Genomic DNA, 26,247 nt, shown 5'->3' on the forward strand with positions numbered 1-26,247 from the left:
TACCCACTGTGCTCAGGTGGTAAGACACAGCTATCCTTTCTTTTTGATAAAACAAAAAGATCTCGCCCACAAAGGGACGAGATCTCGCGGTACCACCCAATTTAAGAATTTAAATAAATTCCACTCTTTGATCATATAACGCGATCAACCGACCAAACCTACTTGATTTCAGTTCGATAAAAAAGAGGTGATAAACCTAAATTCAGAGGATGGCCGGTCCTTGCACCATTTTTCCGGCTCGCTGACATCATAAAAAGAGGTCCGTGTTCTCTTATAATCTTAGCACTATATCTGTTAAGCTAGACGCCTAGTCGTTGTTGCTGTCATCAGCAAAGCGTTGTGAACTAGTATTATCGTTAGAATCAGGGAAGATAACTACTGTTTCAGTCTCTTTTGCTTCTTCAACTGGTTCACTCACAGGTGTGTTGTCAGCAACATAAACTTCATTTTCTGCGTCTGTATCATTTGAGAATGATTTTACTTCTTTTGCATTGGATTTGTCAAGGGTATCATCGTGACGAATTGCTTCTTGGATCGCTTCATAGCTCGTTGTTTCACCTTGTTGCAAAATATCGTCCCATTCACTACCTTTAACAACTTCAAGCTGGGATTCCAGCATAACTTGAAGCTTTTGGCGGAAGATACGGGCTTGCTTGCGCAGATCGTCGGTCTCCAAAGCCAAACGTTTTGATTTCTTGGAAGCTTCATCGATAATATGACGTGCTTTTTCATTTGCTTGGTCAATAATATCTTGTCCTTGCTTTTGAGCTTCACGATTGATGATCTCAGCTTCACGTTGCGAATTAGCTTTGACTTTATCAGCAGCTTCTTGAGCAACGATGATCGATTGATTCAAAGAATCTTTCAAATCATTGAAATACTTCAATTTTTCTTGGCTTTGTTTCAAGCTCTCAGTTAAATGTGCATTTTCTTTTAAGACTAATTCATAGTCTTTGATGATCTGATCTAAGAAATCGTTGACTTCATCTTGATCATAACCACGTAACTTGGTATGAAACTCTTTATTATGAATATCCAAAGGGGTCAATGACATCCCCAACACCTCCAAATTTTTAAATCATTTTCTAATTACAGCAACTTCACAGCGTAACTTACCTCGCTTTGATTTGCCTAATACAGCGCTCAACTTGATCCGGCCAAAACCACGGACCGAAACAATATCTAAAGCGCCCAATTCTGTATCCGGTTTGGTCAACACCATCCAATTTAGCTGGACTTTCTTGGCATTGATCAATTCCTTGACACGGTTACGCGATATATTATAGACTGTTGCGATCATCGTATCGACCCGAAGCGAACTGGTAAAGACAGTTTCAAGTTCCCAATCATTATTAGGAACAAGGCGCTCAGCCAAGTTTTTTTCTTCCAAGTTGACATTGATCTTACCGATCCGTTTGACTTGTTGTAGCAGATAATCACTGATATTTTTTTGGACAATGATCTGCCAACGCTGTGAATCTGTGATAATATCGCCTAAAACTTCGCGCTCTAACCCACTATTTGCCAAAGTCCCTAAAATTTGTCCGTGGGTCAACGACACAAATTTAGTTGGATAATTTATCTCTAGCAGTTGCAACTCAAAATCCTTTGTCTGTGGTTCATAATAGCCAGGATAAAATAAGAGTCGTTTTCGTTCTGCTTGAGCAAAACCGCCCTCAGCTTTGACTTTGATCATATCATCAGCCTGTAATAAGAACTGGGCAATATGCTGTTGTCTAGGATCTAAAAAGTGTGTCAAGATCGGGCGATATTCATTTTGCGCCTGGTTGATATAATCGTTCAATGAATCGATCAGTGGCTTTTCTTCTGCGCGAAAATGTTGATAGACCTCACTATTCACCATACTCCCCCATTTCACTAAAAGAGATAAAACAACATAAAGACCCCTTTTTCAACAAACTGTAACACGATCAATGCGACCACCGGAGCAAAGCTGATCCCAGCGATCGGTGGAATAAAATCAAATAACCGTAAATATGGTTGGCACACTTTGATCAATAATTGGCCTAATTGCGTTTGATAAGCTCCTGGAAACCAAGATAACAAACAATAGGCGATGATCAAAAAAGAGTACAAACTAAATAAACTACTGATAAGACTTAATATTCCCAAATTATTCTCCTTAATTGTACTTATAATCACCATTACGCATCGTATCAGTCAAGTTGCCCTCAACTTCAAAATCATGCGGAGTACATAAAAAGATCTGTTCACCGATGCGTTGGATCTCACCATCGACTGCAAAAACTACGCCTGAAAGAAAATCAACTACGCGATGTGCTTGCTCATCATCGATCCTTTGAAAATTAACGACAGCTGCTTGCCCTGCTAAAAGCTTGCTAGCGATCGCTTTAACATCAGAAAAGATCCGAGGTTCAAACAGCATGATCTTCTTTTCAAGTGGCCGACGTTCATTGTGCAAAGCCATTACGTTTCTCTCATCTCGACTTTCAGTGGTAGCCTTAGATTCTGGATAACTTTCCTCACGTGGCTCTTCTTCGTAATTTTCAAAATCATCATCTACGCTGAAGAAACTACTGAGTTTGCTTGAAAATGACATTTTTCAGCCTCCTTGTCTTAATGACGGCGCCGAGTAAAGAATGGTGGATTATTTAAATCGTCTTCGTCACTACTTTGTTCAGCTGAAGAATTGGAACCAAAGACGTTAAAATCCTTCTTCTCAACATTTTGAAATTCAGTCTCACGTTGTTGAGCTGCTTTTCTTGTACCGTTGATCTCACGGGAAAGATCCCAATCACCTAATGGATCATTATTTTGTGCTGGTCGTGTGGCCGCGTTGTTTTCTGGTGCACTTGGCGTTGGTGTATTGAACGTTCGTGGTGGTACAACTTTAGATGCGCTATTTTCTTTTTTCTTTTTATCGATCCCAGTTGCGATCACGGTCACGACTACGTTATCTTCCAAAGATTCGTTGATCGAAGTCCCAAAGATGATATTGACATCACTTGTAGCTGCTTGGGAAACGATATCTGAAGCAGCTTGAGCTTCAAATAAGCTTAGATCTGGGCCACCAGTAATGTTTAACAAGACTTGTTCTGCACCGTCGATCGAAACTTCGAGCAATGGTGAAGAGATAGCTTTCTTAGTTGCTTCTTCGGTCCGGTTTTCGCCGTTAGCAGAACCGATCCCCATCAAAGCAGACCCTTGATTTTGCATCACTGTCTTAACGTCAGCAAAGTCCAAGTTCACGTACCCTGGTGAAGTGATCAGATCAGAGATCCCTTGCACACCTTGACGTAGCACGTTATCAGCTTCTTGGAAAGCTTGCAACATCGGGGTTTTCTTATCAACTATCTCAAGCAAGCGGTTGTTAGCAATGATAACTAAAGTATCAACATGCTCTTTCATCTTTGCCACACCTTCAGCAGCAAAACGAGCTCGCTTTGGACCTTCAAAACTAAATGGACGCGTCACGACCCCGACCGTCAAAGCACCTTGCTCTTTAGCGATCTTAGCAATGATAGGCGCAGCACCAGTACCAGTGCCACCGCCCATACCAGCCGTGACAAAGATCATATCGGCCCCGCTCAAGGCTTCCGCTAAGGCTTCTTCACTTTCTTGAGCAGCCTTACTTCCGATCTCAGGGTTAGCACCTGCCCCCAATCCCCGAGTCAATTTAGGTCCTAATTGGATCTTTGTTTCTGCGTTAGAATTTTTCAATGCCTGCACATCTGTGTTCGCAACGATAAATTCTACCCCTTTAACATCATCGGCGATCATACGGTTGACCGCATTACCACCAGCGCCACCAACACCAATAACTTTAATTGTGGCACCATGTTCCATTTGATCTGCGTCTAATGCAAATTCCATTCTATATTCCTCCATCTCCTAATCTTTTAATCAAAGAATTTGTCAAATATCGCCTTGAATCGATCCATTCTCTTAGGTTTATCTTCTTTATTTTTATCCCTAGGTGTATCATACCCATCAGCTACTGGATCAAAATCAGTCTCGACATCTTGTTGTTCATCATCATCGATCTGGTTTACTTTTGGTTTACTGATGAATTCTTGACCGTCGAGCGTTCGTCTGACGATCTGATCGATCTCATTTTCTTGCGTGACGTATTCTACGATCCCAATGACCTGTGCAAAAGATGGAAATCGTAAATTCATCTCTTGAGGAATAAAAACTTTAACATTGACCCCAAAGACTTTTTGGGCCAATTCTTTGACACCTGGCAAGGCAGCTAAGCCACCAGTCAAGACGATCCCTCCCGGTAGCTGTAAAGCATTGATCCGATCTAGATCAGCTTTTAGTTTACCAAAGATCTGCTGTAAACGAGCTTCAATGATCTGAGCTAAATATTCTTCAGTGATCATCTCTGGCTCTTGTTGCCCCACAACAGTTACTGGGAAAGTATCTTCACTTGAAGCTAATGTTTCATCGGCATAGCCATAATTTCGTTTTAAGATCTCAGCATTCTCGATCGAAGTATTCAAGACGATCGAAATATCACGGGTCACATAATCGCCACCCTCTTGATCAACATAAGTATACTTCAATTGATGATCGTGGACCACAGCAGCCGTTGTTTGACCACCACCAAGATCGATCAAGATCGCTCCAAAGTCCTTTTCGCCATCAGTCAATGCAACTTGAGATAATGCAAGTGGGGCTACGATCATATCTTTGACCTTTAACCCTGCCCGTTCGATACATTTACGAGTATTATGTAAAATCGTCTTAGGACCTGTGTACATTACTCCTTGCATCTCTAATCTGACGCCGACCATTCCTCGTGGGTCTTTGATCCCATCAAAGCCATCAACGATAAACTCATCTGTAACAATATCGATCACATCGCGTTCAGGTGGTAAATTTTGGACCAAAGCAGCTTCGGTCACACGCCGAACATCAATATCACTGATCTCTTTAGAGTTACCGTCTTCGTTACCGATGGCGATCATCCCTTTACAACGCTCTATTTGGAGCATATTAGCTGGAACACCAACACTCACCTCAGAAATTTGAATATTTGCCTTTTCTTCGGCTTGCTTCACAGCTTCTTTTATCGCCTTAACAACTTGGTCAATATCAACGATCACCCCACGATTGAGACCGGCAGAACGTGTATTACCGTAACCGATTATGTTGATCTGGTCTTTGAGATACTCAGCTATTATGACTTTAATCGAAGTCGTACCGATGTCTATGCCAACATAGATACTAGAGTTTCCCATCGATTTGCCTCCCTTATGATTTTAATAATGTTCTCATTGTTTATTATCTAAATTCAATAGGTTAATTTTAACACAAAAATATAGTAATTGGCTACTTGTCAACCCCTCAAAATAAAAAATTTAGTTCACAACATTTTAGTTATTTCTAATTCTTAATTTTTTGGGTATGAAAATGCCCCAACTTCAAGGTCAACGATGCCTTTTTGCTCCATTTTTGTCGCGATCTGAGGGTAATATTCCATCTTCTTTGTCAGCGTTGAAAGATCGGCAATGACCTCATTGCCATCATTCATGTAAAGCTTGATCCGATCTGGATTTACTTTAGATGGATCATAGTGGATCTCTGAAACGGACTTTTTCAATTCGGTAGGCAATTCTTGCATTTTTGTGACTGCTAATTTCAACTTGGCTTTATCTTTAAAATTATAAAACACGGGATAACTACCCTTTACTATAGGAGTTCCTTCACTCAAAGGTCGTCCAGTCGTTCCGATCTTATAATACTTATTATTCCGATAAATATAGCCTACTTGGGGATCTTCTTTTACGTCGATCACTATATTATTAACATCTACATAGCGCAATGTCGCCTGCTCAACTAAGCCTACTTTGCTCTGGATCTTATTTTCGATCTTGCTAGCATTGAACCACACATTGAACAGAGATTCATAATAATGAAGTCCACTGGCTTTGATGACTGCCACGCGTAACTGCTTATCATTTGAATCGACTGTCACTGATCTAACGCGACTGATCGGTAAGATCAAACAAAGCGTCAATAATGTCATTATCGAAAAAAAGACTAGCGGAAATAACGCTTGTTGACGCAATGCTTTTTTGCGCTGTTCAGTCAATCGGATCAATTTGCCATTGAACAGATCTTTAGCTGGTGGTTTTGGCTTATCCCGACCGCGTTTTGCTTGTTTTTCGAGCCATGGTTGAAGTTTCTGATTAGGGACAACTGGCTTCTTTTTCTTCCAAAATCTGATCCTCTTCAGCCCCTCTCACTAACTACTAATCTAGTAAATCTTTCATCACCTTGATCAAACGATCAGCTGCATCCGGTACACCTGCTTTTTTAGCATTAGCTGCCATTTGTGCTTGTTTTTTAGGATCAGCCATCATCGCTTGGATATTTTCAAATAAGACCTTACCGTTAAGTTCACTTTCCTTGATCATTAAAGCTGCCCCTTTATTTACTAAACTTTGGGCATTTTTAGTTTGATGATCATGTGTGACATATGGGCTAGGGATCAAGATCGTTGGGATCCCTAGCGCAGTGATCTCAGCCAAACTAGTTGCCCCAGCACGACCCACGATCGCAGCGATCTCGGGTAAGATCGACGGCATATCCGCAATATAAGGCTTGATCACTACATTTTTTGGCAAGTCCTTAACACGGCTATCTTCCATGATCTTATCATAGTGAACACGTCCCGTCACAAATAATACTTGATATGGCTGATCTTTGAAATATTCTATTGCTTCCAAGCTAGCATTATTGATTCCTAAAGCCCCACGTGAACCACCAAAGATCAAGATCGTCTTTTTATTTGGATCAAGCTGGTATTCTGTAGCTAAGCGCCCTGTTGGCTTCATCGTTGCTACTTGTTGTGCCCGCGGATTACCGGTAAAGACAACTTTTTTAGTGGGAAAATCAGCTCTCACATCATCAAAACAGATCCCAACCTTATCAACATAGTGACTCAAAAACTTATTCGTTACACCAGCAACACTATTTTGCTCGTGAATGATCGTTTTGACCTTCATTTTGGCAGCCGCATACACTACTGCTCCACAAACATAGCCACCAGTTCCGATCACAACATCTGGTTTGAATTCCTTGATGATCTTTTTAGAGTCATGCACACTCTTTAAAAAGAGATATACTGTCTTAAAATTTTCAGGAGAAAGTGAACGTTTAAAGCCTTGGATCTCGATCGTTTTAAAAGGGATCCCGGCATTTGGAACGATCTTACTCTCTAATCCTTTAGTTGTCCCAACATATAAAACCTCTGTGTCAGGTCGTTGTTGTTTGATAGCTTCGATCAGTGCTAGCGCTGGGTAGATATGACCACCCGTTCCGCCACCAGATACTAATAGTCGCATACTATTCATCCTTTTTTTCTAAATTTTCTACTGCTTCGATAAATTTATCGCCGCGTTCTTCAAATGTCTTCCATTGATCCCAACTTGCACATGCTGGTGACAATAAGATCGTATCACCTGGTCGACTAAGAGCATAAGCTTTAGGCACGGCGTCGATCGCATCTTTGGCCTCGACGATCTGGTCTAAGCCAGCCTGTTTTCCAGCTTCTTTCAATAATTCTTTGGTCTCACCAAAAACGACCAAAGCACTGACATGTTCTTTTAGATATGGTACTAAACGCTCAAAAGTAAAACCACGGTCTAGCCCACCAGCTAACAAGACAACTGGTGTTTTGAAACCAGCAAGTGCTTTTTCAGTTGCTTCGATATTGGTTGCCTTAGAGTCATTATAAAACTTGCGCTCATTAAACGTTGTCACATATTGCGTTCGATGTTTGACTCCCGAAAAAGTCTGCAATACTTCAACGATATCAGCTGTTGCTACTCCCATGAGTTTGGCCACTGCGATCGCCGCTAAAGCATTCTCAATGTTGTGTGTTCCGGGAACTTTGATCTCATCAGCAGGCATGATCGCTTCATCTTTGAAATATAAGATCCCATTTTCTTCGTAGGCGCCTTCTTTAGTAAAAGCTGTCCGTGAAAATGGTACGACCTTAGCTTTAGCTTGTTGGCTAAGCTCACGCCATTCAGCTTGGTCAAAATTGACTACAAAGTAATCAGTTTCTGTTTGATTTTTCAATAAGCGCATCTTAGCTTTGACATAATTTTCACGTGAACCGTGATAATCAGTATGTGCTTCGTAAATATTAGTCAAGACTGCGATCTTAGGATGGAGTTTAGTGATCCCTAGTAGTTGGAAACTGGAGAGTTCCATGACTAAGATATCGTCAACAGTTGCTTTTTTGGCTGTTTCAACGGCTGAGATCCCGATATTACCACAAACATAGGCCTTATTTTTATTCTTTAGATGATTTAACATCAAGGAGATCAAAGTCGTCGTTGTCGTCTTACCATTTGTCCCAGTAACGCCTACTAGATCAGCATCAGCGATCTCATACGCTAATTCAGGTTCGGTGATGATCAAAAAGCCTCTGTTTTGGGCCTCAGCGATCAAAGGATTCGTGTAGGGGATCCCAGGATTTTTGACGATCAATTCCGCTTCATCCAACAAAGCAAGCGGATGTGAGCCAACAACTACTTTGATACCAGCATTTTCCAGCTCAGATAAGACTTGCTTATCGGTTGGAATATTCTTATCATTTACCGTCACATTGGCTCCGAGTTCTTTTAACAGGTAGGCACTATTGAGCCCACTTTTCCCTAAACCAACGACTAATACGTTTTTATCCTTATAATCTGTCACATTTTTCATGTCTAATGACTTCCTTTGATATTAAATTATCGTCATAACTGCAATGATCGCAGCTACTAGGCCAATTGCCCAAAAAGTTAGATCGATACGCCATTCACTCCAGCCACATTCTTCAAAATGATGGTGGATCGGACTCATCTTGAAGATCCGTTTGCCGGTCAACTTAAAGCTTGCAACTTGTAAGATCACACTAAGCGTCTCTAATACAAAGATGATCCCGATCACCAACAATGACAACTCTTGATGCAAGATGATCGAAACGGCTGCTAAAGCTCCCCCTAGAGCTAATGAACCGGTATCACCCATGAAGATCTTAGCCGGTTTATGATTAAACCCTAAAAAGGCTATCAAAGCTCCGATCACGGATAAACAGAAGATCAAAACATCGTATTGTGCTTGGTGATAAGCGATGATCGCATAAGCACCAAAGGCAATGATCGCTTGACCTGATACTAAGCCATCGATCCCATCGGTCAAATTGACCGCATTTGAAAAACCGACCAACCAAAAGAGCACAAATAATACATAGATAAAGCCTAAAGTGATCTCGTGTCCAAAAAATGAAAGCGCAAAAGGCAATTTTTCATGGTGATAGACGGCTAAAAAGATCAAGCCCCCGATTATTTGCCCCAATAATTTTTGCCAAGGCTTTAAGCCCTCATTTTGTTTTTTCCATAGCTTAACGGAATCGTCAAAAAACCCCAAAAAGCCATATAACAATAAAATAAAGTCTAAGACCAAGATCTTAGGACTTAGCATGTGCAAACCTAAGGGGACCCAAAGCCCCGTAACGATGATCGCTAAATTAAAGACAAAGCCCCCCATCGTTGGTGTACCCGCTTTTACCTGGTGCCAACTTGGGCCTTCTTCGCGGATCATTTGTCCTTGCTTTTTTTTGTGTGCATAGTTGATAAACATCGGTGTAAATAAAGCAGTCAATACTAAACTGCTGATCACCGGGATCAACATTTGAAAAATAGTCATGTTATTTTTCCTTCCTCTTTTTTTCTATCTATTTTATTTTAACTCAACTGTCAATTTTGTTTGCTTACTTAGCTTCTCACCAGGTGCAACGCTTTGCTTAGTAACGTAGCCATTCCCCTGGACGTCTAAGTCAATGCCTGTCAGCTCGGATAATTTCATCACATCAAGTCGCGACCATCCAGTGATATCTGGCATCGTCAGTGTTCCATTTGTGACTAAGATCACACGCTCACCTGTCAACATACTCGTACCTGCAGGCTGTGATTGCTCAATGACCTTTTTACCTTCGCCGACCACTGCTGGTACTAAATCGCTTTGAGTCACTTCTTCACTAGCTTCTTTAGGTGACATCTCCTTCACATCTGGGACACTAGTCTGTACCTTTTCATCATTTGAGTCGTTTGCCTCATCCAAGACTCGTTTCATCAAAGGATCAAAAATAGAAGCTAACATTCCTGTTTCACCCTGATCAGCAAAGGTCTTAGGTTGTTTCATCGTGATGTATAAAATGTACTTAGGATCATTTATCGGTGCCATCCCAGCAACAGAGAAAAGATAATTAGTCTCACCACTTAAATAACCCGTTCCATTTTCGTTAGCGATCTGAGCCGTCCCAGTCTTGACTCCAACATCATAGCCATCGATCTTGTAAGCCGTCCCAGTCCCGTCTTTGTCAGTTACAACATCTTGCATCATTTCACGGACTTCTTTAGCAGTTGAGCTTCTGATCGGTTTTCCGGTCACAGTTGGTGATTGCGAAAAGACTATCTTGCCATTATTTGGGTCAACAACTTTACTTACTAGATAAGGTTTGACCATCTTACCATTATTAGCCACAGCCGACATTGCTTGTAGCATTTGGAAGACAGTCACATTTATCCCTTGACCAAAAGCAGTGTTAGCTTGTTCGATCGGATATTTATATTCGATACTACCTGCTGCTTCATTACCTAAGCCAGCATTCGTTGACTTCAAAAGACCAAATTTTTTGATGTAATTTAGCCAAGTCTTTTCTCCCATTGTTTGTTCTAGCTTAGCCATCCCAACGTTTGAGGAACGAATGAAACCTTCACGATAGGTAATCTCCCCCCAACCAGTCGTATTCCAATCATTGATCCGTTGATTGTCGATCTGATAAGACCCTGACTTAAAAGTGGCGTTAGCATTATAATTTCCACTATTGATCGCTGCTGCCATCGTCAAGATCTTCATGATCGAACCAGGTTCATAGGTGTCTTCTAACAAGATATTGCGCCACATATCATTTAGCCCTTCTCCTGTCTGAGGGTTAAATGTCGGACGTTGACTCGCCGCAATGATCTCGCCAGTCTTAGCATTCATCAAAACGGCTGTCATCGATTTGGGCTTATAAGTTTCTTGAGCTTTATTCATCAAAGTCTCTAAATAAGTCTGGGTCCGGGTATCTAAAGTGGTATAAACATTGTCACCATCTTTAGCGGGCTTACTTTGCGATTTAGAATTAGGTAAAGTCGTCCCGCGTGAATCAATGGCGAGCTTATTGACTCCGTTGACACCTTTTAATTGCTTTTCAAAAACTTTTTCTAAGCCCATGACCCCAACTAAGTGAGACTGTTCATTTTCCGCTAGCCCAACTAAGTGGGACGCAAAAACTCCATTAGGATATAACCGGGCTTGAGCAGGCGTAAATTTGATCCCACTGATCTTAGCGGCCTCGATCTTCTTTTTAGTCTCCATTGAAATATGCTTACCTTTACTCCCAAGCTCAACTTGATAGAGACCATCGTCAGCATCAAAGAGCTTAAGTAGATCATCGTAATTCATCCCTAGATTTTGACTCAAGACCTTAGCAGCTTTAGCCTTTTGTGAATCTTGCAAATAATCTGGTTTACCTTCAAGAGTCTTCGCCGATTTAGACAAGATGATATAGATCGAATAAGTCGTCGTATCTTCTGCTATCGGTTGATTTTGTACATCATAGATCGTCCCACGTTTTGCTTTGATCTCAGTTTGTTCGGCATACATCGCCTGTGCTAATTTGGTCAGATTTTTTCCGTGAGCCGTGTGTGTCAAACCCACATAAAAAAAACGACCAATAAATGTAAGAAAGACGATGATGACGATGAAAAATAACGCTCTTCCAAAATAACTGCGATTTCGCGGGTCTTGTTTTACATTTATCTGCCGTTTTTTAGTACTCATTTGGTAACATTCCTTATGTTTTTATCATTCATTTGTAAACCAACATCCTTGGCGATCTCCATCAAACGTGTCCGGCTAGACAGTTCACTGATCTCCTCTTTCATGTTAGCATTTGAAGTCTGCAAAGTTGAGACTTTTTGATTGATATCTTGGATCGTTGCTTGGGTCTTGGTCACAGCTGTATTCGACCAGATCACCAAACATGACATGACCACTAATAACACACCTAAAGCGATCGCTGCATTGCGTTCTTGCTTAAAATACATTTTTCGCAATTGCCCAGTTGTATTTTGTGGTTGCTGATCTAGCGTAGTTTTTGTCTGTGTTACTTGAGGTGTTTCAAGTTTTCTTGCTGCTTGTGCCAAAGTCTCACATCCTTTACTTTAATTTTTCAATTGCTCTTAATTTAGCCGAGTGCGCCCGATGATTAGCTTCAAGTTCCGCTGCAGACGGTAAGATCGGCTTGCGTGTTACCAATTTAAATTCTGGTTCAAGTTCAGCCGGAATAACGGGTAATCCAGCGGGAAGTTCAGGTAAACTCGCTTTTTCTTTGAACATCGTTTTAACTAAACGATCTTCTAACGACTGAAACGTGATCACACTGATCCGCCCACCAACATCAAGCACTTCAAACGCTTGATCTAAAGATTCTTCCAAGGCACCTAGCTCATCATTGACAGCTATACGGACCGCTTGGAAAACTTTCTTAGCGGGATGCCCCCCCTTGCGTCGGGCTTTAGCCGGGATCCCTGCTTTGATCAGTTCAACTAATTGACCGGTGGTTTCGATCGGTGCTTGTTGTCTAGCGGATTCGATCCGTCGAGCGATCGATTTAGCAAATTTTTCTTCACCATAGCGCATGAAGATCCGAACTAGTTCTTGGTAAGACCAATCATTGATCACCGTTTTAGCAGTCAAAGCTTGACTTTGATCCATCCGCATATCTAGGGTTGCATCGTGTTGGTAACTAAAGCCACGTTCACCTACATCAAATTGGGGGGAAGAAACACCTAGGTCATATAAGATCCCGTCAACTTTAGCGATCTGTTGCTCTGCTAAACGTTCCTTTAGATCACGAAAGTTACTTTTGATAAAGGTCAACTTTTTGCTAGCTAACTCATTTTGTAAACGCTTGGTATTATAATCGATCGCGGTTTGATCTTGGTCAAACGAAAACAATTTGCCCTTATCTGAAAGCTTTGACAAAATTAAACTGGTGTGACCTCCACCACCTAAAGTACAATCGACGTATACGCCGTCTGGTTTGATATTGAGTTGTTCAACTGCTTCCTCTAATAATACAGTCACATGATTAAATTCCGTCATTTTCTAATTCCTACAGCTTTCATCTTTCTTGATCCCAATGTATAACTGTGATTTAAAAACGATCACCAAAATATGTACTAAATATATGTTATACAATTAGATATTACCATAGTTCCACACTTTGAACCACAATAATCACTAACAAATTCGCGATTTTTATAAAACGTTTTAGATATGTACTAAATATTAGCTTGTTTGCATTTAAACTCACATAATACCTAAAAAGCTTGCGATCTCGATCAACAATAAAATAATGTACATCCCCACGATAAAAATATCTAAAGTCCGCCAGTAGATCACAAAAAAACGGCGGACCCGAAAGTCATCTTCGGTATACACTAAATACACTGTCAAAACTAGCCCAAAAGCACTAGCCGCAAATGCTAAAAACGGTAATAACGAAAGCCCCGTTAAAGTGACCGAAAGCCCGTGGATCCCTAGTAATAATACAAGCATCATGATATCAATGATCCTTAGGCGTTTAGGCCAATATTTAGCGAAATTCTTCTTTAAAAATGTCAATGCCATCCAAATGATCAAAATGACAATTGGCATGATATACCACGTTGCGATCGCTGTAAACATCACTACCATCCTCAATTAAAAATATTACTCCTATTATACCAAGCATTTTTGCTACAAATCAATTATAGACCCATCAAAAACAAAGAAATCTTAACGCTTCAGCAAAAGAAAATGATAGCTCACTTGTACTGTGATATTTGACAGCAACTAACCTTTAAAGGTATAGTATAGTAAAAATCGGAAAGGTGTCGAGTACCGTGAGAGAAAAAAAGAAACGCACAACATTTCAAAAGATCACCATGGTCGTCGTTTGGCTTATGTTGATCTTCACACTGGGTAGTGTGATCCTCGGCTCACTTAGTGCTTTCTTCTAAAAGTAATGATGAACTAAAAAAGAACAGCCCCAAAAATCGGGCTGTTCTTTTTTAGTTCATATATTTAGCGACAAAAGTTCCAATCTTATCAGTATATACCGTTGGATCTTGATAATAAGACATTCCATGGGCTGCACCTTTTACGACCCATAATTTCTTTTTACCAGCACTAGCTTGATAATTTTCATACACCATTTCCGTTGGAACAAAACGATCTTTACTTCCGTGAATAAATAAGGTCGGCAATTTATTTTGTTTTAGTTGCTCAGTTGCACTTCCATTTTTGAAATTAAATCCGATAAATGGATGGGCCATCCAACTAGCTGTCGTCAAGATCGGTTCTTTAGGTAGACCAAATTGCGCACTCAATTGAGTCCCTAATTCTTCGTTGATCGATGAATAACCACAATCTTCAACGATGACTTTGACTTGTTTAGGTAGTTTTTCACCACTCATCATCATAACAGTGGCACCACCCATGCTCACTCCAAACAGACCGATCTTAGAATCTTGTCCCTTTTTAGCAATGAGCTGCTTGAGCCAATTTTGATAATCTAGCCGATCTTGCCAACCAAAAGTGATATAGCGGCCCTCACTTCTACCTGCTCCGCGATCATCAGGCGCTAAGACATTGTAGCCTAGATCATGAAACATCCGAATGTAACTTGCCATCAGCAAGCTATTTTCACGATAACCATGAGCGATCACGATCGTCTCATTTGTCACTTTTTTAGCAGGTACATAGCGCGCCTTTAACGTCAACTTACCATCAGCTGACTTTTCTGTCCAAGTTTGTTGCTTAGTCTGGGCCAACCAGGCTTGATCTTTCTTCAAAAGTTCAGCTTTTTTAGGTGCTGGTGCCCCCAGACTGGCTGAATCACGCACAAAAGCATAATTAACAAGATAACCATTTACTCCTACATAGATCAACAATAATAGTCCAATTATCCCAATAATGATCTTTTTCCTGTGTTTTTTCATCTTTCTTTCCTTTTGACCTACAAGATCGGTGACAACAATCTTGAAAAGTATTGTTTAAATTTACGCCAACGTGACTGACTTTCAAAATATTCTGGTGTTAATTTTGTACACTTAGCTAGATCAGCTTCAAAAAGTTCCTTTAGTTTAAGCGCCAAATTACGATCATATCCAAAAGCGTTTGCTTCAAAGTTTAATTTAAAACTTCTAAAGTCAAGGTTAGCTGAACCAACTGAAGTTATCTGTGAATCGACGACAAATGTCTTAGCATGTAAGAAACCATCATCATAGGTGTAAACTTCGACACCGCTGTCGACCAAAACTTTAGCATAATATTCAGTTGCTCGGTAAACAAAAGCATGATCTGGCATACAAGGGATCATGATCTTGACTTTGATCCCAGATAATGCAGCTACGACTAACGCTTCTAACACCGAATCGTCTGGTATCAAATACGGCGTTTGAATGTAAATGTAGTCGTTTGCCCCGCTGATCAATTTAAGATAACCCTTCTTGATCGCTTCAACTTCACTATCCGGTCCTGAAGAAATGACCTGTAGCCCAACATTTCCCTTTTGTCGTTGCAATGGGAACAAACTTTCATCATATTTAACTGGTTCTTTACCGCGAATATTCTTGATCGTTGCGTTCCAATCCATCAAAAAGCGTGATTGCATGGCAATAACAGCATTACCGACAACGCGGAGATGCGTATCGCGCCAATGACCAAATTTCTTAGAACGACTGAGATATTGATCACCAATGTTAAAGCCACCGATATAGCCGATCTTACCATCAATGATCGCTAATTTACGGTGCTCACGATAATTGATCCGTGGACTATGGATCCAAGCTTTCTTATAAGCAAAGAATGGCTCAGCCTCGCCACCAAGCTTTTCCAATTCATCAAAGAAATGCCGTTTTTGCCCCCGCGAGCCCATGCTATCATAGATCACGCGGACTTTAACACCACGCTTGGCTGCTGCTTCAAGACTGGCTAAGATCTTATTACCGATCCGGTCACTGAAAAAGGAATAATATTCTAAGTGAACGTGATGCTTTGCAGCATCAATATCGGCTAGTAGTTTAGCAAACTTATCATGACCATCATCGTAAATATCGACTTTATTATTTTTGGTCAAGATCGCTTGATCAGTTTCAAGCAACAAGCGGACCGTTTGGCGTACTTCTGGCGTACGCAATCCTTTTGGTAAGAGTTCTTCATCTTGCCATTGTTCTTTTTGCAATTCAACGAGCTGAGCGATCCCAAGCCGTTCTTGCATCTTTAGGTCAAACATCTTTTCTTTGGAGATCTTTTTACCAACTAGTAGATAGATCCCAAAACCGATCACTGGCAATAAATTGAGCACCAATAACCAAGCCCAAGTTGCTGTAATATCACGTTCTTCTTTAAAAACTGTGATGATCGCTGTAATAACGTTCAATAGTAATATCACTATCAGCACACTAACTAATGTGTTCATTATTAAATTCTACCTCTCATTATATGATCATTAACCTAGTATACACCTTAGATTTAAGCCTGTCAGGGTCAGTTGGCATTTTCACCGAACCATTTACGATCTAAACGCTCTAACGTTCCATTTTCCTTTAAAACTTTAAACGCTTCATTGATTTTCTTTTGAAGGGTCTTATCCCCTTTGCGTAACCCGACTACAAAAGATTCAGACGCAAACCCAGCATTTTCTTTCCGATAACTAGCTGGATCTTTTTTGTGCGCGATATAGTAGTTGGCATAAACACTATCGATCAATAGGCCTTGGATCCGATCAGCATCTAGATCCATGAAAGCATTGTTGAATGTATCATATTGGATCGTTTCTTTTACATATTGTTTTAAAACTTTTGGTTCATCCAAGTAGGCTTGATAGCCTGAAGATCCACTTTGTAAACCTAAGATCTTTCCTTTCATGGCACTATCATTTATGATCTGTTGGCTTTTTTTACTTACTAAATATTGTTCGTTCTTTAGATATGGCTGACTGAAAGCCACATTTTTAGCTCGTTCATCCGTCTTCGTATAACCATTCCAGATCAGATCGATCGTTTGGTTACGCAATTCAGTTTCTTTCATTGACCAATCGATCGTCTGAAAATCAGGCGTGATCCCATATAATTTAAAGACTTCCTTAGCTAGATCGATATCATATCCAACGAGCTTGCCATCTTTTTGACGAAAGCCCATCGGTACAAAACTATCATCTAGTCCGATCACGACCCGCTTTTTTTGCTTGATCTGTTGCCAAGTATCGACCGTATCTGCTCTTTTTTTGACATCATTACAGCCCGAAACGACTAATAAGAGACTTAGACCTAAACCAAGCGCTAGTAATTTTAAATATCGTTTCATCTATCTCAATTCCTTTAATTAGCCAGTGGTTTTACACGTAAAATATCATCAGCGATCTCTTCAGCAAAATCAATATCGTGTGTGACGATGATCTGCGTCATTTTGTCTTTTTTCAGATCCAAAATGATCTCTTTGACAGTGTCTCGCAAACCCGGATCTAAAGCTGAAGTGGGTTCATCATAGCATAAGATCCGTGGCTTCATCGCTAAAGCGCGTGCGATCGCGACCCGCTGTTTTTGTCCGCCAGACAATTGCCAAGGGTAAAGATCCCCCTTATCTCCAAGTGCTAACTTTTGCAAAAGTTCTTGGGCTTCTGTTTGCACTTTTTTCTTGTCTTTTTTTAAGACCATCATTGGGGCTAACATCACATTTTGTAACACGGTCAAATGTGGAAAGAGATTATATTCTTGGAAGACAACACCGACCACCGCATCATTAGTGCTATTGACATATGGATCAAAGGCGATCCCATCCACCAAGATCTGCCCACTATCGATTTGTTCCAGCCCGCTGATGCAGCGTAAAAGTGTGGTCTTACCACCACCGGATTGGCCTACGATACATAAGATCTTGCCATCTTCTACAGTTAGATCAACATGATCTAAAATCGTCCTATCGCCAAATTTTTTAGTTACTTCCTTTAGTTCTAACATGTTGATCACTCCTTATTTCCAATAACTATAGTGCTGTTCGATCTTTTTCAAAACATAAGTGAAAAAGGCCGTCATCATCAAATACATCGCTCCCACCAATAATAATGGTACTAAAGTCACATCACGACTTGTCGCAACATTACCGGCCCGCAAGAGATCACCTAGACCGATCACGTAAACTAAACTTGAGTCTTTGACTAGGTTGATCACTTCATTACCAATGGAAGGGATCACGATCTTGATCACTTGTGGAGCTACGACTTTGCGGATCGTTTGCCAGTAACTCAAACGTAAAACTTTAGCACTTTCATATTGCCCTTTATCGATCGATTGTAGGCCCCCCCGAAATATCTCAGCAAAATAGGCTGTATAGTTCAAAATAAAGGCCACTAACGCAGCTTCATAACGCGGTAATACGATCCCTGTTCCTAACAGAGGGAGTCCATAAAAAACAAAGATCAATTGCAATAACAGCGGTGTTCCCCGCATCAGCCATACATAGATACCTAATATTTTTTGAAGTATCTTAAACCGTGACATCATCCCCAAGGAAACGATCAACCCCAAAGGCAACGAGCCAACTAAGGTCCAAAAAAATACTGATAAGGTCACTCCCATCCCTGAAATCAACGAGGGCATGACTTCCATGATATAATCCATCCCAAATTCCTCCATTTTTTAACTTACTGGTAAAAGTAAAACGCCCTCTTGGAATAATCCAAGAGGGCGTTTTACGCGGTTCCACCTCATATTTACTCCTTTCTCGCAAAAGGAGTCTCAGTGAGTTAACTTAACTCAAGTGTAACGGACTTCTGACCGGATACACCTACTGTTTATGTTCAGTGTACCAATTCACGGATGTGGTTCAAAAATACCACCTCTATCCTTTTCAGCTGCCGGATAATCTCTTTTTCAGGTAAACATTTTCTACTCTTCCGCTCAATATCGTTAAATAATTTTTCATAAAGATTACCATTTATCGGTAAAACTGTCAACAACAAATTCGCTTATTTGCGTTTGAACCAAGAACTCATCTTCTTAAAAAAGCCACCTTGTTCGTCTTCTTTAAGTGTCATCAACGGGATCGTCTCACCCTCTAAGCGACGTGCGATATTGCGATACCCCTTAGATGCTTCACTCTTTTCATCTAAGATAACAGGTTCGCCTTTATTAGAAAAACCAATTACATTATCATCATCAAAAACGATCCCGATCAATTTGATCGACAAATGACGCGTGATCTCATCCACATCCATCATCTGACCATCATGCATCATCTTCTTCTTGATCCGATTGATAATAAGCATCGGTGATTCTTCTAAATTTTGTTGTTCAAGCAATCCTACTACCCGATCAGCGTCACGAACTGCTGAGATCTCAGGGGTCGAGACTACGATCGCTTCATCAGCGCCAGCTACTGCATTAGCAAAGCCTTGCTCGATCCCAGCTGGACAATCGAGCAACACATAGTCAAATTCAGAGCGTAACTCATCAACGATCTGCTTGGCTTCTTTTGGTTCAAGTGCTGATTTATCTGTATTTTGAGCTGCAGGTAGCAGGAATAAATTATCACCAAAGCGCTTATCTTTGATCAAAGCTTGGGGTAATTTAGCTCTACCTTGCGCCACATCAATAATGTCGTAAATGATACGATTATCTAAGCCCAAAATAACATCTAGGTTCCTTAAACCGATATCTAGATCGACTAAACAGACCTTTTTGCCCATCAAAGCCAAAGCAGCTCCGAGATTAGCAGTCGTCGTTGTCTTACCAACACCGCCTTTCCCCGATGTAATAACGATCGATTTTCCCATTTAAAACCCTCCTATTTGTGTAAAAATTTTAGGCCTAAGTGTTTTTAATTCAGCAAGCGTCGTATAACTTAAAGCATGCAGGTCATTGACATAAGCAACGACTTTATCAGCTTGCATATCTGGCTCGATGATATCCACTAGATCACTGATCCGAACTTGTTGGGCCTGTTTAAAATTCCCAGCGATAACCGCGATCACATTATCATTGTAGCCAGCATGTAAGATCCCTTCGACATTTCCTAAAACAAAGATACTTCCGGTCGCTTGTAAAATACCGCCCTTATGGATATTACCTAGAAACAAGACATCGCCTTTGATCAACTTGACTTGACCATTACGGATCGTATCACTATTGACATGAACTGTATGTTCCTCCATAAATTCAAGTGCATCTTTAGTATCTACCACATCGGAAACAAACTTATAGATCGAAAAACGAGGATAATTGCCAACCAACGCTTCGATCTTTTGCTTTTGTTTTGCACTCAACAAGCGTCTTTTGGTATTGACCGTAAATGAGATCTGTTTTTCTTCACCGACAGTATCTAGTTGTAGTTTTCGAAATAGGTCTTTTAATTCGGATAGAGCTTGATCAAAATCTGCATTATCACGTATGATCAGTTCATATCCATCTTTGTAGCCCTTTAACACAGCTGCCTGCATCAGCTTGCACCTTCCTTATTTATCGAGAAGAATACTTCTCAAAGAAATTTTTGACTGGGATAAATAATAGCGAAAATACCGCCAAGTTATACGCCAGTGACGGCCCTAAAGTTTGCACCACAAAATCAGCTGAACCAGTTGTCGTCAGACCGATCAATGAGTTGGCCCAATATGCTACAGCCGTAACAAGCGTAACATCTATCAGATATATTAATAGTACCACAATAAAGTTAGAAGTGAAAAAACGATACACTTCGCGATTCAAATAAACGATCAAAGGAAAAATGACCATAAAGATCCCTAAGATCCCCGTGTAGTACATGTCAAAAATCACCCCAGCAATAAATGCCCACAACATCAAACGGTCAACTTCGCCATAGAAGATCGCCATTACTAGCCATAGCAAAGTCAAACGACTCTCGATCGAAAGTGAACTTGTAAAAAAATACTGGGCATATAAGCTACTAAGCGTCCCATCCAAACCGATGCAAATGATCAACCCTAGCGGAAAATAATATTTTAGCTTGGAATTTGCCATTATTATGCCCCCTAGTCTGCACGTTTAGCCACAGTCACAACATTAAGATCTGTCATATCAGCAGCTGGCTCAATATAAACTTTTGTTGCTAAACCATCATCATCGTCTGTTGTTTTGACAACTTTTCCGATCAATAAGCCCTTAGGTGTATTACCACCCATCCCAGAAGTAATGACCTCTGTATTCTTCTTGATCTTTTTCTTAGATGTGATCTGTCCCATGATCAACTGATTTTTTTGTTTGTCATAGCCAGTGATCAAACCGTTGATCACTTCACCGTCACTTTCTAGCTGGACTGCAAAACGGTTGGCTGAATCATTTTGCGTCGTGAGCAATTCGACTTTACTATTAGTCTTATTGACCTCAACAACACGTCCGACTAAACCCTTACGTGATAAAACAGCAGCATTTTTAGTCACACCCGCAAATGATCCCTTCGAGATTATGACCTGATTTTGCCAAGAAGAAGGTGTCCGAGATAAAACATGGGCACTGATCTTTGAATAATCAGTCAAGCTTTCATCTAATTTCAACTGTTCTTTTAATTGTTTATTTTCCTTACGTAAGGTCTGATTTTCAACTTTATCGGCTGCCAAACTATCGATCTGTTGCTTTAGCTTTTGATTTTCCTCATACGTGTTGAGTAGATCAGAAACAGAGCCCCCTACATGGGCAACTGCAGCAACTGGAAAACTAATGACTCGGTCAACTAGACCGAAAGCTTCATTGCCAAACTGTTGCACAAATGTTGGCATCGATCGATTATTACGCACTGTGATCGAAAATGCGATCAGTAAAAAACTGATGATCAAAGCGACCAGTGTAATAACAAGTTTTTTATTGAAAAAAAACTTTTGCATAAAAAACCTCCTGAACTCGATAAGATCCACATTAAAAATTAAGAGGCTGGACGACTAAACCCCAACCTCCTAACTTTAGACTTTAACCGCCTATTTATCTTTTCTTCATTACATCAATGCTTTTAAGTGATTCGCCTGTCCCAACAGCCACACAGTCAAGTGGATCTTGCGCCACGAATACAGGTACTTTTGTTGCTTCAGAGATCACATCTGGTAAGTGGCGTAATAACGCACCCCCACCAGTCAAAACGATCCCATGGTCGATCACGTCAGCCGCGATCTCAGGAGATGTTTCTTCTAATGTTTCTTTGATAGCTGTGATGATCTCTTGCACTACTTCTTGGATCGCTTCAGCTACATCTTCTGGACGGATCTCGATCGTCTTAGGTAGACCCGTTACTAGATCACGTCCACGGATCGTTTGGCTATCTAATTCCTTAGCAGCTTCAACAGAAGCAGATGCAACGTTGATCTTTAATTGTTCAGCTGTACGTTCACCGATCAACAAGTTGTAATTTTTACGTACATAGTAGATGATCGAATCATCGATCTTGTCACCAGCCATCCGGATCGAACGGCTGGATACGATCCCACCTAAGGAGATCGTGGCAACGTCAGTCGTCCCACCACCGATATCAACGACCATGCTACCGGTTGGATCCATAACTGGTAGACCGGCACCGATCGCAGCTGCAAATGGTTCTTCGATCACGTATGCATCTTTAGCTCCCGCAACTCGAGTAGCATCGATCACAGCACGCTTTTCAACTTCAGTTACACCACTAGGTACACAAACCATAACATATGGCTTAGCAGTCTTACTACCAACAGCTTTTTCAATATAGTATTTCATCATGGAAACAGTTGTATCATAATCCGCAATGACACCGTCTTTCATTGGACGGATCGCTACGATACTTGCTGGTGTGCGCCCGATCATATCACGCGCTTCTGAACCAACAGATACGACTTCGCCAGTTTTAGTATTTTTAGCTACGACAGAAGGTTCGCGTAACACGATCCCCTTATTTTCAGCATAAACGATCGTATTAGCAGTCCCTAAATCGATCCCGATATTTTTTGTTCCGATTCCGAACACGTTGTTTCATCCCTTCGCAAACTCTAAATGAGTACTTAATTCAAGATATTTTAATTGTAACATTGAATTGCTGTGTTTCCAACATATTTTCATGTTTTTACCTTGGCAATGACAATTAAAAAGAAAAACTTTTGATCCTTTTTTGAAAAAAATTTCATCTTGCTCGAGCAGTTGCTCCAGCTAGCAAAAAATTTTATAAATTGTTGAAATTGATCATCTTCAATTTCAGTATTATATCATAAATCAAAGCTTAATTTTTATTTAACCTAGATAAATTTTCATTTCAACTAATTTTTTTAAAATATCTTAACCTTTATAGAATCGTGACTAAAGCTGCTTGAAATCCCTTTTTACCCTCAACTTCAACGAATTCGACTCTTTGACCTTCTTCTAAGATCTTGTAACCTGATTTTTCGATCGCCGTATAGTGGACAAAAAGATCCTCTTTTGGCGCATTATCAGGAGTAATAAAACCGTAACCTTTATCCTTATTAAAGCGACGTACTGTTCCTTGTAACATAAAATCCACCTATCTAATTAATATTTTTTCTTCACGCATACTCAAATATGTATGCCCACCAACAATAATGTGATCCAATAAAGCGATCCCTAAAAGCTCGCCACATGCCTGTAAACGTCTAGTCAAGGCGATGTCATTTGGGGAAGGCGTCACCTGCCCACTAGGATGATTATGGACCACGATAAAACGGGCCGCACTGTACTTTAGTGCCAATTTCAAGATCTCTCTTGGATGGACTGTAGCTTCATTTAGCGTCCCCACAAAGATCTCTTCTTGGGCTAAGACCTGATTTTTAGTATCTAAATAAACGCCCCACAGCACTTCTTGTTTACGCATTGCCAACTTAGCACTCATATACTCACCGATCACCTTACTAGAACAGATCTGCCCCAATTCTAACGGTGGTTTTAAAGCATAGCGCTTAGCAAATTCACATAAAAGCAATAAATAATACTGGAGTTTAGCGTCAGCAGTCAGCTTATTTAAATCAGTGACTCCAAAATACTGAAGCTGCGCTAGAGCATCAGCCCGTGCAAAGTAGCGCTCGACTACTTGATCCGCTAATTGCTTATCCAACAAAAATTCCAATAATTCACTTAAAACGCTCTTATCTGTTAAATTTTTTAAATTCATTTTCAAGCCCCCTTACTTTATAAAATTCGCAAACGGAGCTAAAAATCATTTATTTTTTGATGAGATCTCGCACAGCAACTAGATCAGGCAAGATCGCCACGGTATGCTCTTTTTCATATGCGGTCGGCAAGATGATATCTGGCACCATAACGACTGGGATCTTAGCATTATTAGCTGCTTTGACACCATTCAATGAATCTTCAATGATCAAAGTTTCATTTTTAGCTGGACAGCCAGCTTTTTCCCACGCTTTTTCAAAGATCTCTGGTGCTGGCTTAGCATGGGTCACATCGTCAGCCGAAACGATATCAGCAAAGCGCCCTGAAATATTAGTCTTTTCCAAATAATATTCGATATCTTTTTTGAAATTGCTTGAAGCGATGACATAAGGGATATTTTGTTCATCCAAATAAGCAGCCAATTCTTTAAAGCCAGGTTTTAATTCTAATTTTCCGGCCTCTACGATCGGATAAACATTATCCATGCTCATCCGATAAAAACGGTCGACTAACTCACGACTACCATAATCTTTAGTCATCTGGGCAAGCATCGGTTCTGTCCCTGCTCCGATAAATTGCTTATAATACTTTAAAGTGTAATTTGGCATTTGGAGTTTTTCAGCTGCTAGCTTATTAGCTTCAAAATATACTTTTTCAGAATCAAATACGACACCATCCATGTCAAAGATCACTAATTTTAAATCCATCTTATATCCTCACGATCTAAATAAAATAATTTCTTACTTCCGATACAAAATACAACGAACCCGTAAATAATAGCATATCATCGCTTGAGATCTCTTGCATTACCTCAGCCAAAGCTTCTGGCCACGCTTCATAAAAACGGCCTTGCTCATGACTGACTGCACGTGGCGCATCAAAACTGACTGTAAACAGCTCGACATTTGGTAACTGCTCTAATTCAGCTACCATAGTCTTAGCCTGCTTATCAGCCAAGACCGAAATGATAACATAGATCTGTTTATCGGCAAAATTATGTTTTAATGTTTGAACTAATTGCTGGATCGCATCAGCATTATGTGCTCCATCCAAAACGATCAACGGCTCATCATTTATCTTTTCAAAGCGTCCAGCCCAGGTCGTCTGTTTTAAAGCAGTTTTGATCTCTTTTAGCGTTGGCGAAAAGCCCTCTCTTTTAGCCAAGACCAAAAATGCACTTACAGCCAAACTAGCATTGGCAACTTGATATTGCCCTAATAATGAGATCGCTAGCTTAGCCTTGATCCCAAAGCCTTGATATGTAAAGCTTTCACCCCAAACACTAGCGCTTTTTTCAGGTAAGAACGTATAATCTACTCCTGCCTGATACAAAGGAGCATTTCTTTTTACAGCCTGTGCTTTAATAACAGCCAAACATTCTGGCACTAATTTTCCAACGACGACTGGCCGAGCTTGTTTGATGATCCCTGCTTTTGCTGTGGCGATCTTAGCTAAAGTATCACCTAGGATCTGAGTATGATCTAGCGCAACTTCAGTGATCACCGCTAACTCAGGAGTCAAAATATTAGTCGAATCATAAAGACCGCCGATCCCCACTTCAACGACCGCATAATCAGGTGCCATTTTAGCAAAATATAAAAACATCAGCATTGTGACAACTTCAAATTCCTTAGGTCCTTCACCAGCATATTCTTCATCAAGCCGTGAAATGACCGGTAATAATTCATTTAACAGCTCGACCAACATCTGATCACTGATCGGTTCACCATCAAGCGCGATCCGTTCGTTAAAACGCGTGATATAAGGCGAAGTGAAGGTCCCGACCCTAAAACCTTGACTTTGCAAAAGTTCACTTAAAAAAGCAACAGTCGACCCTTTGCCATTAGTCCCTGTAACATGGATGAACTTGGTCTTTTTTTGTGGATCGCCCAAATAATGAGCAAAACGGCGCATCCGTTCTAAGTCGGGGGACTTTGTAAATTTGCGACGTCCATGAATAAATTCGACCGCCTCAGTGTAGCTTTTGATCTGCATCTTTTCGCCTCATTTACCTAAAAAT

At 40.5% G+C, this 26,247-nt stretch carries 29 protein-coding genes and 1 other annotated feature; of the genes, 1 reads left to right on the forward strand and 28 read right to left on the reverse strand.

Annotated features, from left to right (window positions below; all coding sequences use genetic code 11):
• Positions 1-307: 307 nt before the first annotated feature.
• The 14 genes from LMU01S_RS00650 to LMU01S_RS00715 form a co-directional block, all read right to left on the reverse strand.
• The gene (locus LMU01S_RS00650) at positions 308-1,054 is read right to left on the reverse strand and encodes a DivIVA domain-containing protein (protein WP_056959369.1); all 747 of its coding nucleotides are present in this window, start codon (positions 1,052-1,054) and stop codon (positions 308-310) included.
• A gap of 24 nt (positions 1,055-1,078) precedes the next feature.
• Positions 1,079-1,861 (reverse strand): YlmH family RNA-binding protein, encoded by a 783-nt coding sequence (locus LMU01S_RS00655; protein ID WP_056959368.1) that lies wholly within the window; start codon positions 1,859-1,861, stop codon positions 1,079-1,081.
• Between the two features lie 17 nt (positions 1,862-1,878).
• Complete coding sequence (locus LMU01S_RS00660) at positions 1,879-2,133, reverse strand: YggT family protein (protein WP_103050405.1); 255 nt, start codon at positions 2,131-2,133, stop codon at positions 1,879-1,881.
• A 10-nt stretch (positions 2,134-2,143) separates the two neighbouring features.
• Positions 2,144-2,581 (reverse strand): cell division protein SepF, encoded by a 438-nt coding sequence (locus LMU01S_RS00665; protein ID WP_056959367.1) that lies wholly within the window; start codon positions 2,579-2,581, stop codon positions 2,144-2,146.
• Positions 2,582-2,598: 17 nt separating this feature from the next.
• Positions 2,599-3,855, reverse strand: a complete 1,257-nt coding sequence (gene ftsZ / locus LMU01S_RS00670) for a cell division protein FtsZ (protein ID WP_056959366.1) — start codon at positions 3,853-3,855, stop codon at positions 2,599-2,601.
• A 26-nt stretch (positions 3,856-3,881) separates the two neighbouring features.
• Entirely contained in the window at positions 3,882-5,228 is a 1,347-nt protein-coding gene (ftsA, locus tag LMU01S_RS00675; RefSeq protein WP_056959365.1) for a cell division protein FtsA, read from the reverse strand.
• Positions 5,229-5,380: 152 nt separating this feature from the next.
• Positions 5,381-6,082, reverse strand: a complete 702-nt coding sequence (locus tag LMU01S_RS00680; protein WP_225354573.1) for a cell division protein FtsQ/DivIB — start codon at positions 6,080-6,082, stop codon at positions 5,381-5,383.
• Positions 6,083-6,242: 160 nt separating this feature from the next.
• Entirely contained in the window at positions 6,243-7,337 is a 1,095-nt protein-coding gene (murG, locus tag LMU01S_RS00685) for an undecaprenyldiphospho-muramoylpentapeptide beta-N-acetylglucosaminyltransferase (protein WP_056959363.1), read from the reverse strand.
• Between the two features lies 1 nt (position 7,338).
• Positions 7,339-8,709, reverse strand: coding sequence for a UDP-N-acetylmuramoyl-L-alanine--D-glutamate ligase (gene murD / locus LMU01S_RS00690; protein WP_056959362.1), 1,371 nt, complete (start codon positions 8,707-8,709; stop codon positions 7,339-7,341).
• A gap of 21 nt (positions 8,710-8,730) precedes the next feature.
• Positions 8,731-9,693, reverse strand: coding sequence for a phospho-N-acetylmuramoyl-pentapeptide-transferase (gene mraY, locus LMU01S_RS00695; protein ID WP_056959361.1), 963 nt, complete (start codon positions 9,691-9,693; stop codon positions 8,731-8,733).
• Positions 9,694-9,726: 33 nt separating this feature from the next.
• Positions 9,727-11,874 (reverse strand): penicillin-binding transpeptidase domain-containing protein, encoded by a 2,148-nt coding sequence (locus tag LMU01S_RS00700; RefSeq protein WP_056959360.1) that lies wholly within the window; start codon positions 11,872-11,874, stop codon positions 9,727-9,729.
• Positions 11,871-12,239: a cell division protein FtsL gene (ftsL, locus tag LMU01S_RS00705; protein ID WP_056959359.1), complete on the reverse strand. Its 369-nt coding sequence runs from the start codon at positions 12,237-12,239 to the stop codon at positions 11,871-11,873. The genes LMU01S_RS00700 and ftsL overlap by 4 nt, the downstream gene beginning before the upstream one ends.
• Positions 12,240-12,252: 13 nt before the next feature.
• Positions 12,253-13,200, reverse strand: a complete 948-nt coding sequence (gene rsmH, locus LMU01S_RS00710) for a 16S rRNA (cytosine(1402)-N(4))-methyltransferase RsmH (RefSeq protein WP_056959358.1) — start codon at positions 13,198-13,200, stop codon at positions 12,253-12,255.
• A gap of 207 nt (positions 13,201-13,407) precedes the next feature.
• On the reverse strand, positions 13,408-13,785 hold the full coding sequence (locus LMU01S_RS00715; protein WP_004048992.1) for a DUF3397 family protein: 378 nt from the start codon (positions 13,783-13,785) through the stop codon (positions 13,408-13,410).
• Positions 13,786-13,982: 197 nt separating this feature from the next.
• On the opposite strand from LMU01S_RS00715, the gene LMU01S_RS10210 reads away from it, so the two are divergent.
• Positions 13,983-14,099 carry a DUF4044 domain-containing protein gene (locus LMU01S_RS10210; RefSeq protein ID WP_035448942.1) on the forward strand — a complete coding sequence of 39 codons (117 nt, stop codon included), beginning with the start codon at positions 13,983-13,985 and terminating at the stop codon, positions 14,097-14,099.
• Positions 14,100-14,150: 51 nt separating this feature from the next.
• Here LMU01S_RS10210 and LMU01S_RS00720 read toward each other — a convergent pair whose 3' ends face one another.
• From LMU01S_RS00720 to LMU01S_RS00785, 14 genes are all read right to left on the reverse strand, one after another.
• Complete coding sequence (locus LMU01S_RS00720; protein WP_056959357.1) at positions 14,151-15,080, reverse strand: alpha/beta hydrolase; 930 nt, start codon at positions 15,078-15,080, stop codon at positions 14,151-14,153.
• Positions 15,081-15,097: 17 nt separating this feature from the next.
• On the reverse strand, positions 15,098-16,561 hold the full coding sequence (gene cls / locus LMU01S_RS00725; RefSeq protein WP_056959356.1) for a cardiolipin synthase: 1,464 nt from the start codon (positions 16,559-16,561) through the stop codon (positions 15,098-15,100).
• A 68-nt stretch (positions 16,562-16,629) separates the two neighbouring features.
• Positions 16,630-17,448 (reverse strand): amino acid ABC transporter substrate-binding protein, encoded by an 819-nt coding sequence (locus LMU01S_RS00730; RefSeq protein ID WP_056959355.1) that lies wholly within the window; start codon positions 17,446-17,448, stop codon positions 16,630-16,632.
• A 14-nt stretch (positions 17,449-17,462) separates the two neighbouring features.
• The gene (locus tag LMU01S_RS00735; RefSeq protein ID WP_056959354.1) at positions 17,463-18,101 is read right to left on the reverse strand and encodes an amino acid ABC transporter ATP-binding protein; all 639 of its coding nucleotides are present in this window, start codon (positions 18,099-18,101) and stop codon (positions 17,463-17,465) included.
• Between the two features lie 12 nt (positions 18,102-18,113).
• Complete coding sequence (locus tag LMU01S_RS00740) at positions 18,114-18,761, reverse strand: amino acid ABC transporter permease (protein ID WP_035448939.1); 648 nt, start codon at positions 18,759-18,761, stop codon at positions 18,114-18,116.
• 59 nt (positions 18,762-18,820) lie between these two features.
• Positions 18,821-19,053, reverse strand: a binding site (T-box leader).
• A 55-nt stretch (positions 19,054-19,108) separates the two neighbouring features.
• Positions 19,109-19,915 (reverse strand): septum site-determining protein MinD, encoded by an 807-nt coding sequence (gene minD, locus LMU01S_RS00745; RefSeq protein WP_056959353.1) that lies wholly within the window; start codon positions 19,913-19,915, stop codon positions 19,109-19,111.
• Positions 19,916-20,578, reverse strand: a complete 663-nt coding sequence (locus LMU01S_RS00750) for a septum site-determining protein MinC (RefSeq protein ID WP_056959352.1) — start codon at positions 20,576-20,578, stop codon at positions 19,916-19,918.
• Between the two features lie 19 nt (positions 20,579-20,597).
• Complete coding sequence (gene mreD / locus LMU01S_RS00755; protein ID WP_056959351.1) at positions 20,598-21,116, reverse strand: rod shape-determining protein MreD; 519 nt, start codon at positions 21,114-21,116, stop codon at positions 20,598-20,600.
• A gap of 11 nt (positions 21,117-21,127) precedes the next feature.
• Positions 21,128-21,976: a rod shape-determining protein MreC gene (gene mreC, locus LMU01S_RS00760; RefSeq protein WP_056959350.1), complete on the reverse strand. Its 849-nt coding sequence runs from the start codon at positions 21,974-21,976 to the stop codon at positions 21,128-21,130.
• 94 nt (positions 21,977-22,070) lie between these two features.
• Complete coding sequence (locus LMU01S_RS00765; protein WP_004049006.1) at positions 22,071-23,075, reverse strand: rod shape-determining protein; 1,005 nt, start codon at positions 23,073-23,075, stop codon at positions 22,071-22,073.
• A 313-nt stretch (positions 23,076-23,388) separates the two neighbouring features.
• The gene (locus LMU01S_RS00770; RefSeq protein WP_004049007.1) at positions 23,389-23,595 is read right to left on the reverse strand and encodes a cold-shock protein; all 207 of its coding nucleotides are present in this window, start codon (positions 23,593-23,595) and stop codon (positions 23,389-23,391) included.
• Positions 23,596-23,604: 9 nt separating this feature from the next.
• Entirely contained in the window at positions 23,605-24,228 is a 624-nt protein-coding gene (locus tag LMU01S_RS00775; protein WP_056959349.1) for a JAB domain-containing protein, read from the reverse strand.
• Positions 24,229-24,277: 49 nt separating this feature from the next.
• Positions 24,278-24,934 carry an HAD family hydrolase gene (locus LMU01S_RS00780; RefSeq protein WP_056959348.1) on the reverse strand — a complete coding sequence of 219 codons (657 nt, stop codon included), beginning with the start codon at positions 24,932-24,934 and terminating at the stop codon, positions 24,278-24,280.
• Between the two features lie 16 nt (positions 24,935-24,950).
• Positions 24,951-26,222, reverse strand: coding sequence for a bifunctional folylpolyglutamate synthase/dihydrofolate synthase (locus tag LMU01S_RS00785; RefSeq protein ID WP_056959347.1), 1,272 nt, complete (start codon positions 26,220-26,222; stop codon positions 24,951-24,953).
• Positions 26,223-26,247: the final 25 nt, after the last annotated feature.

It is taken from the genome of Ligilactobacillus murinus DSM 20452 = NBRC 14221 (assembly GCF_001591685.1).
Taxonomy (GTDB): domain Bacteria; phylum Bacillota; class Bacilli; order Lactobacillales; family Lactobacillaceae; genus Ligilactobacillus; species Ligilactobacillus murinus.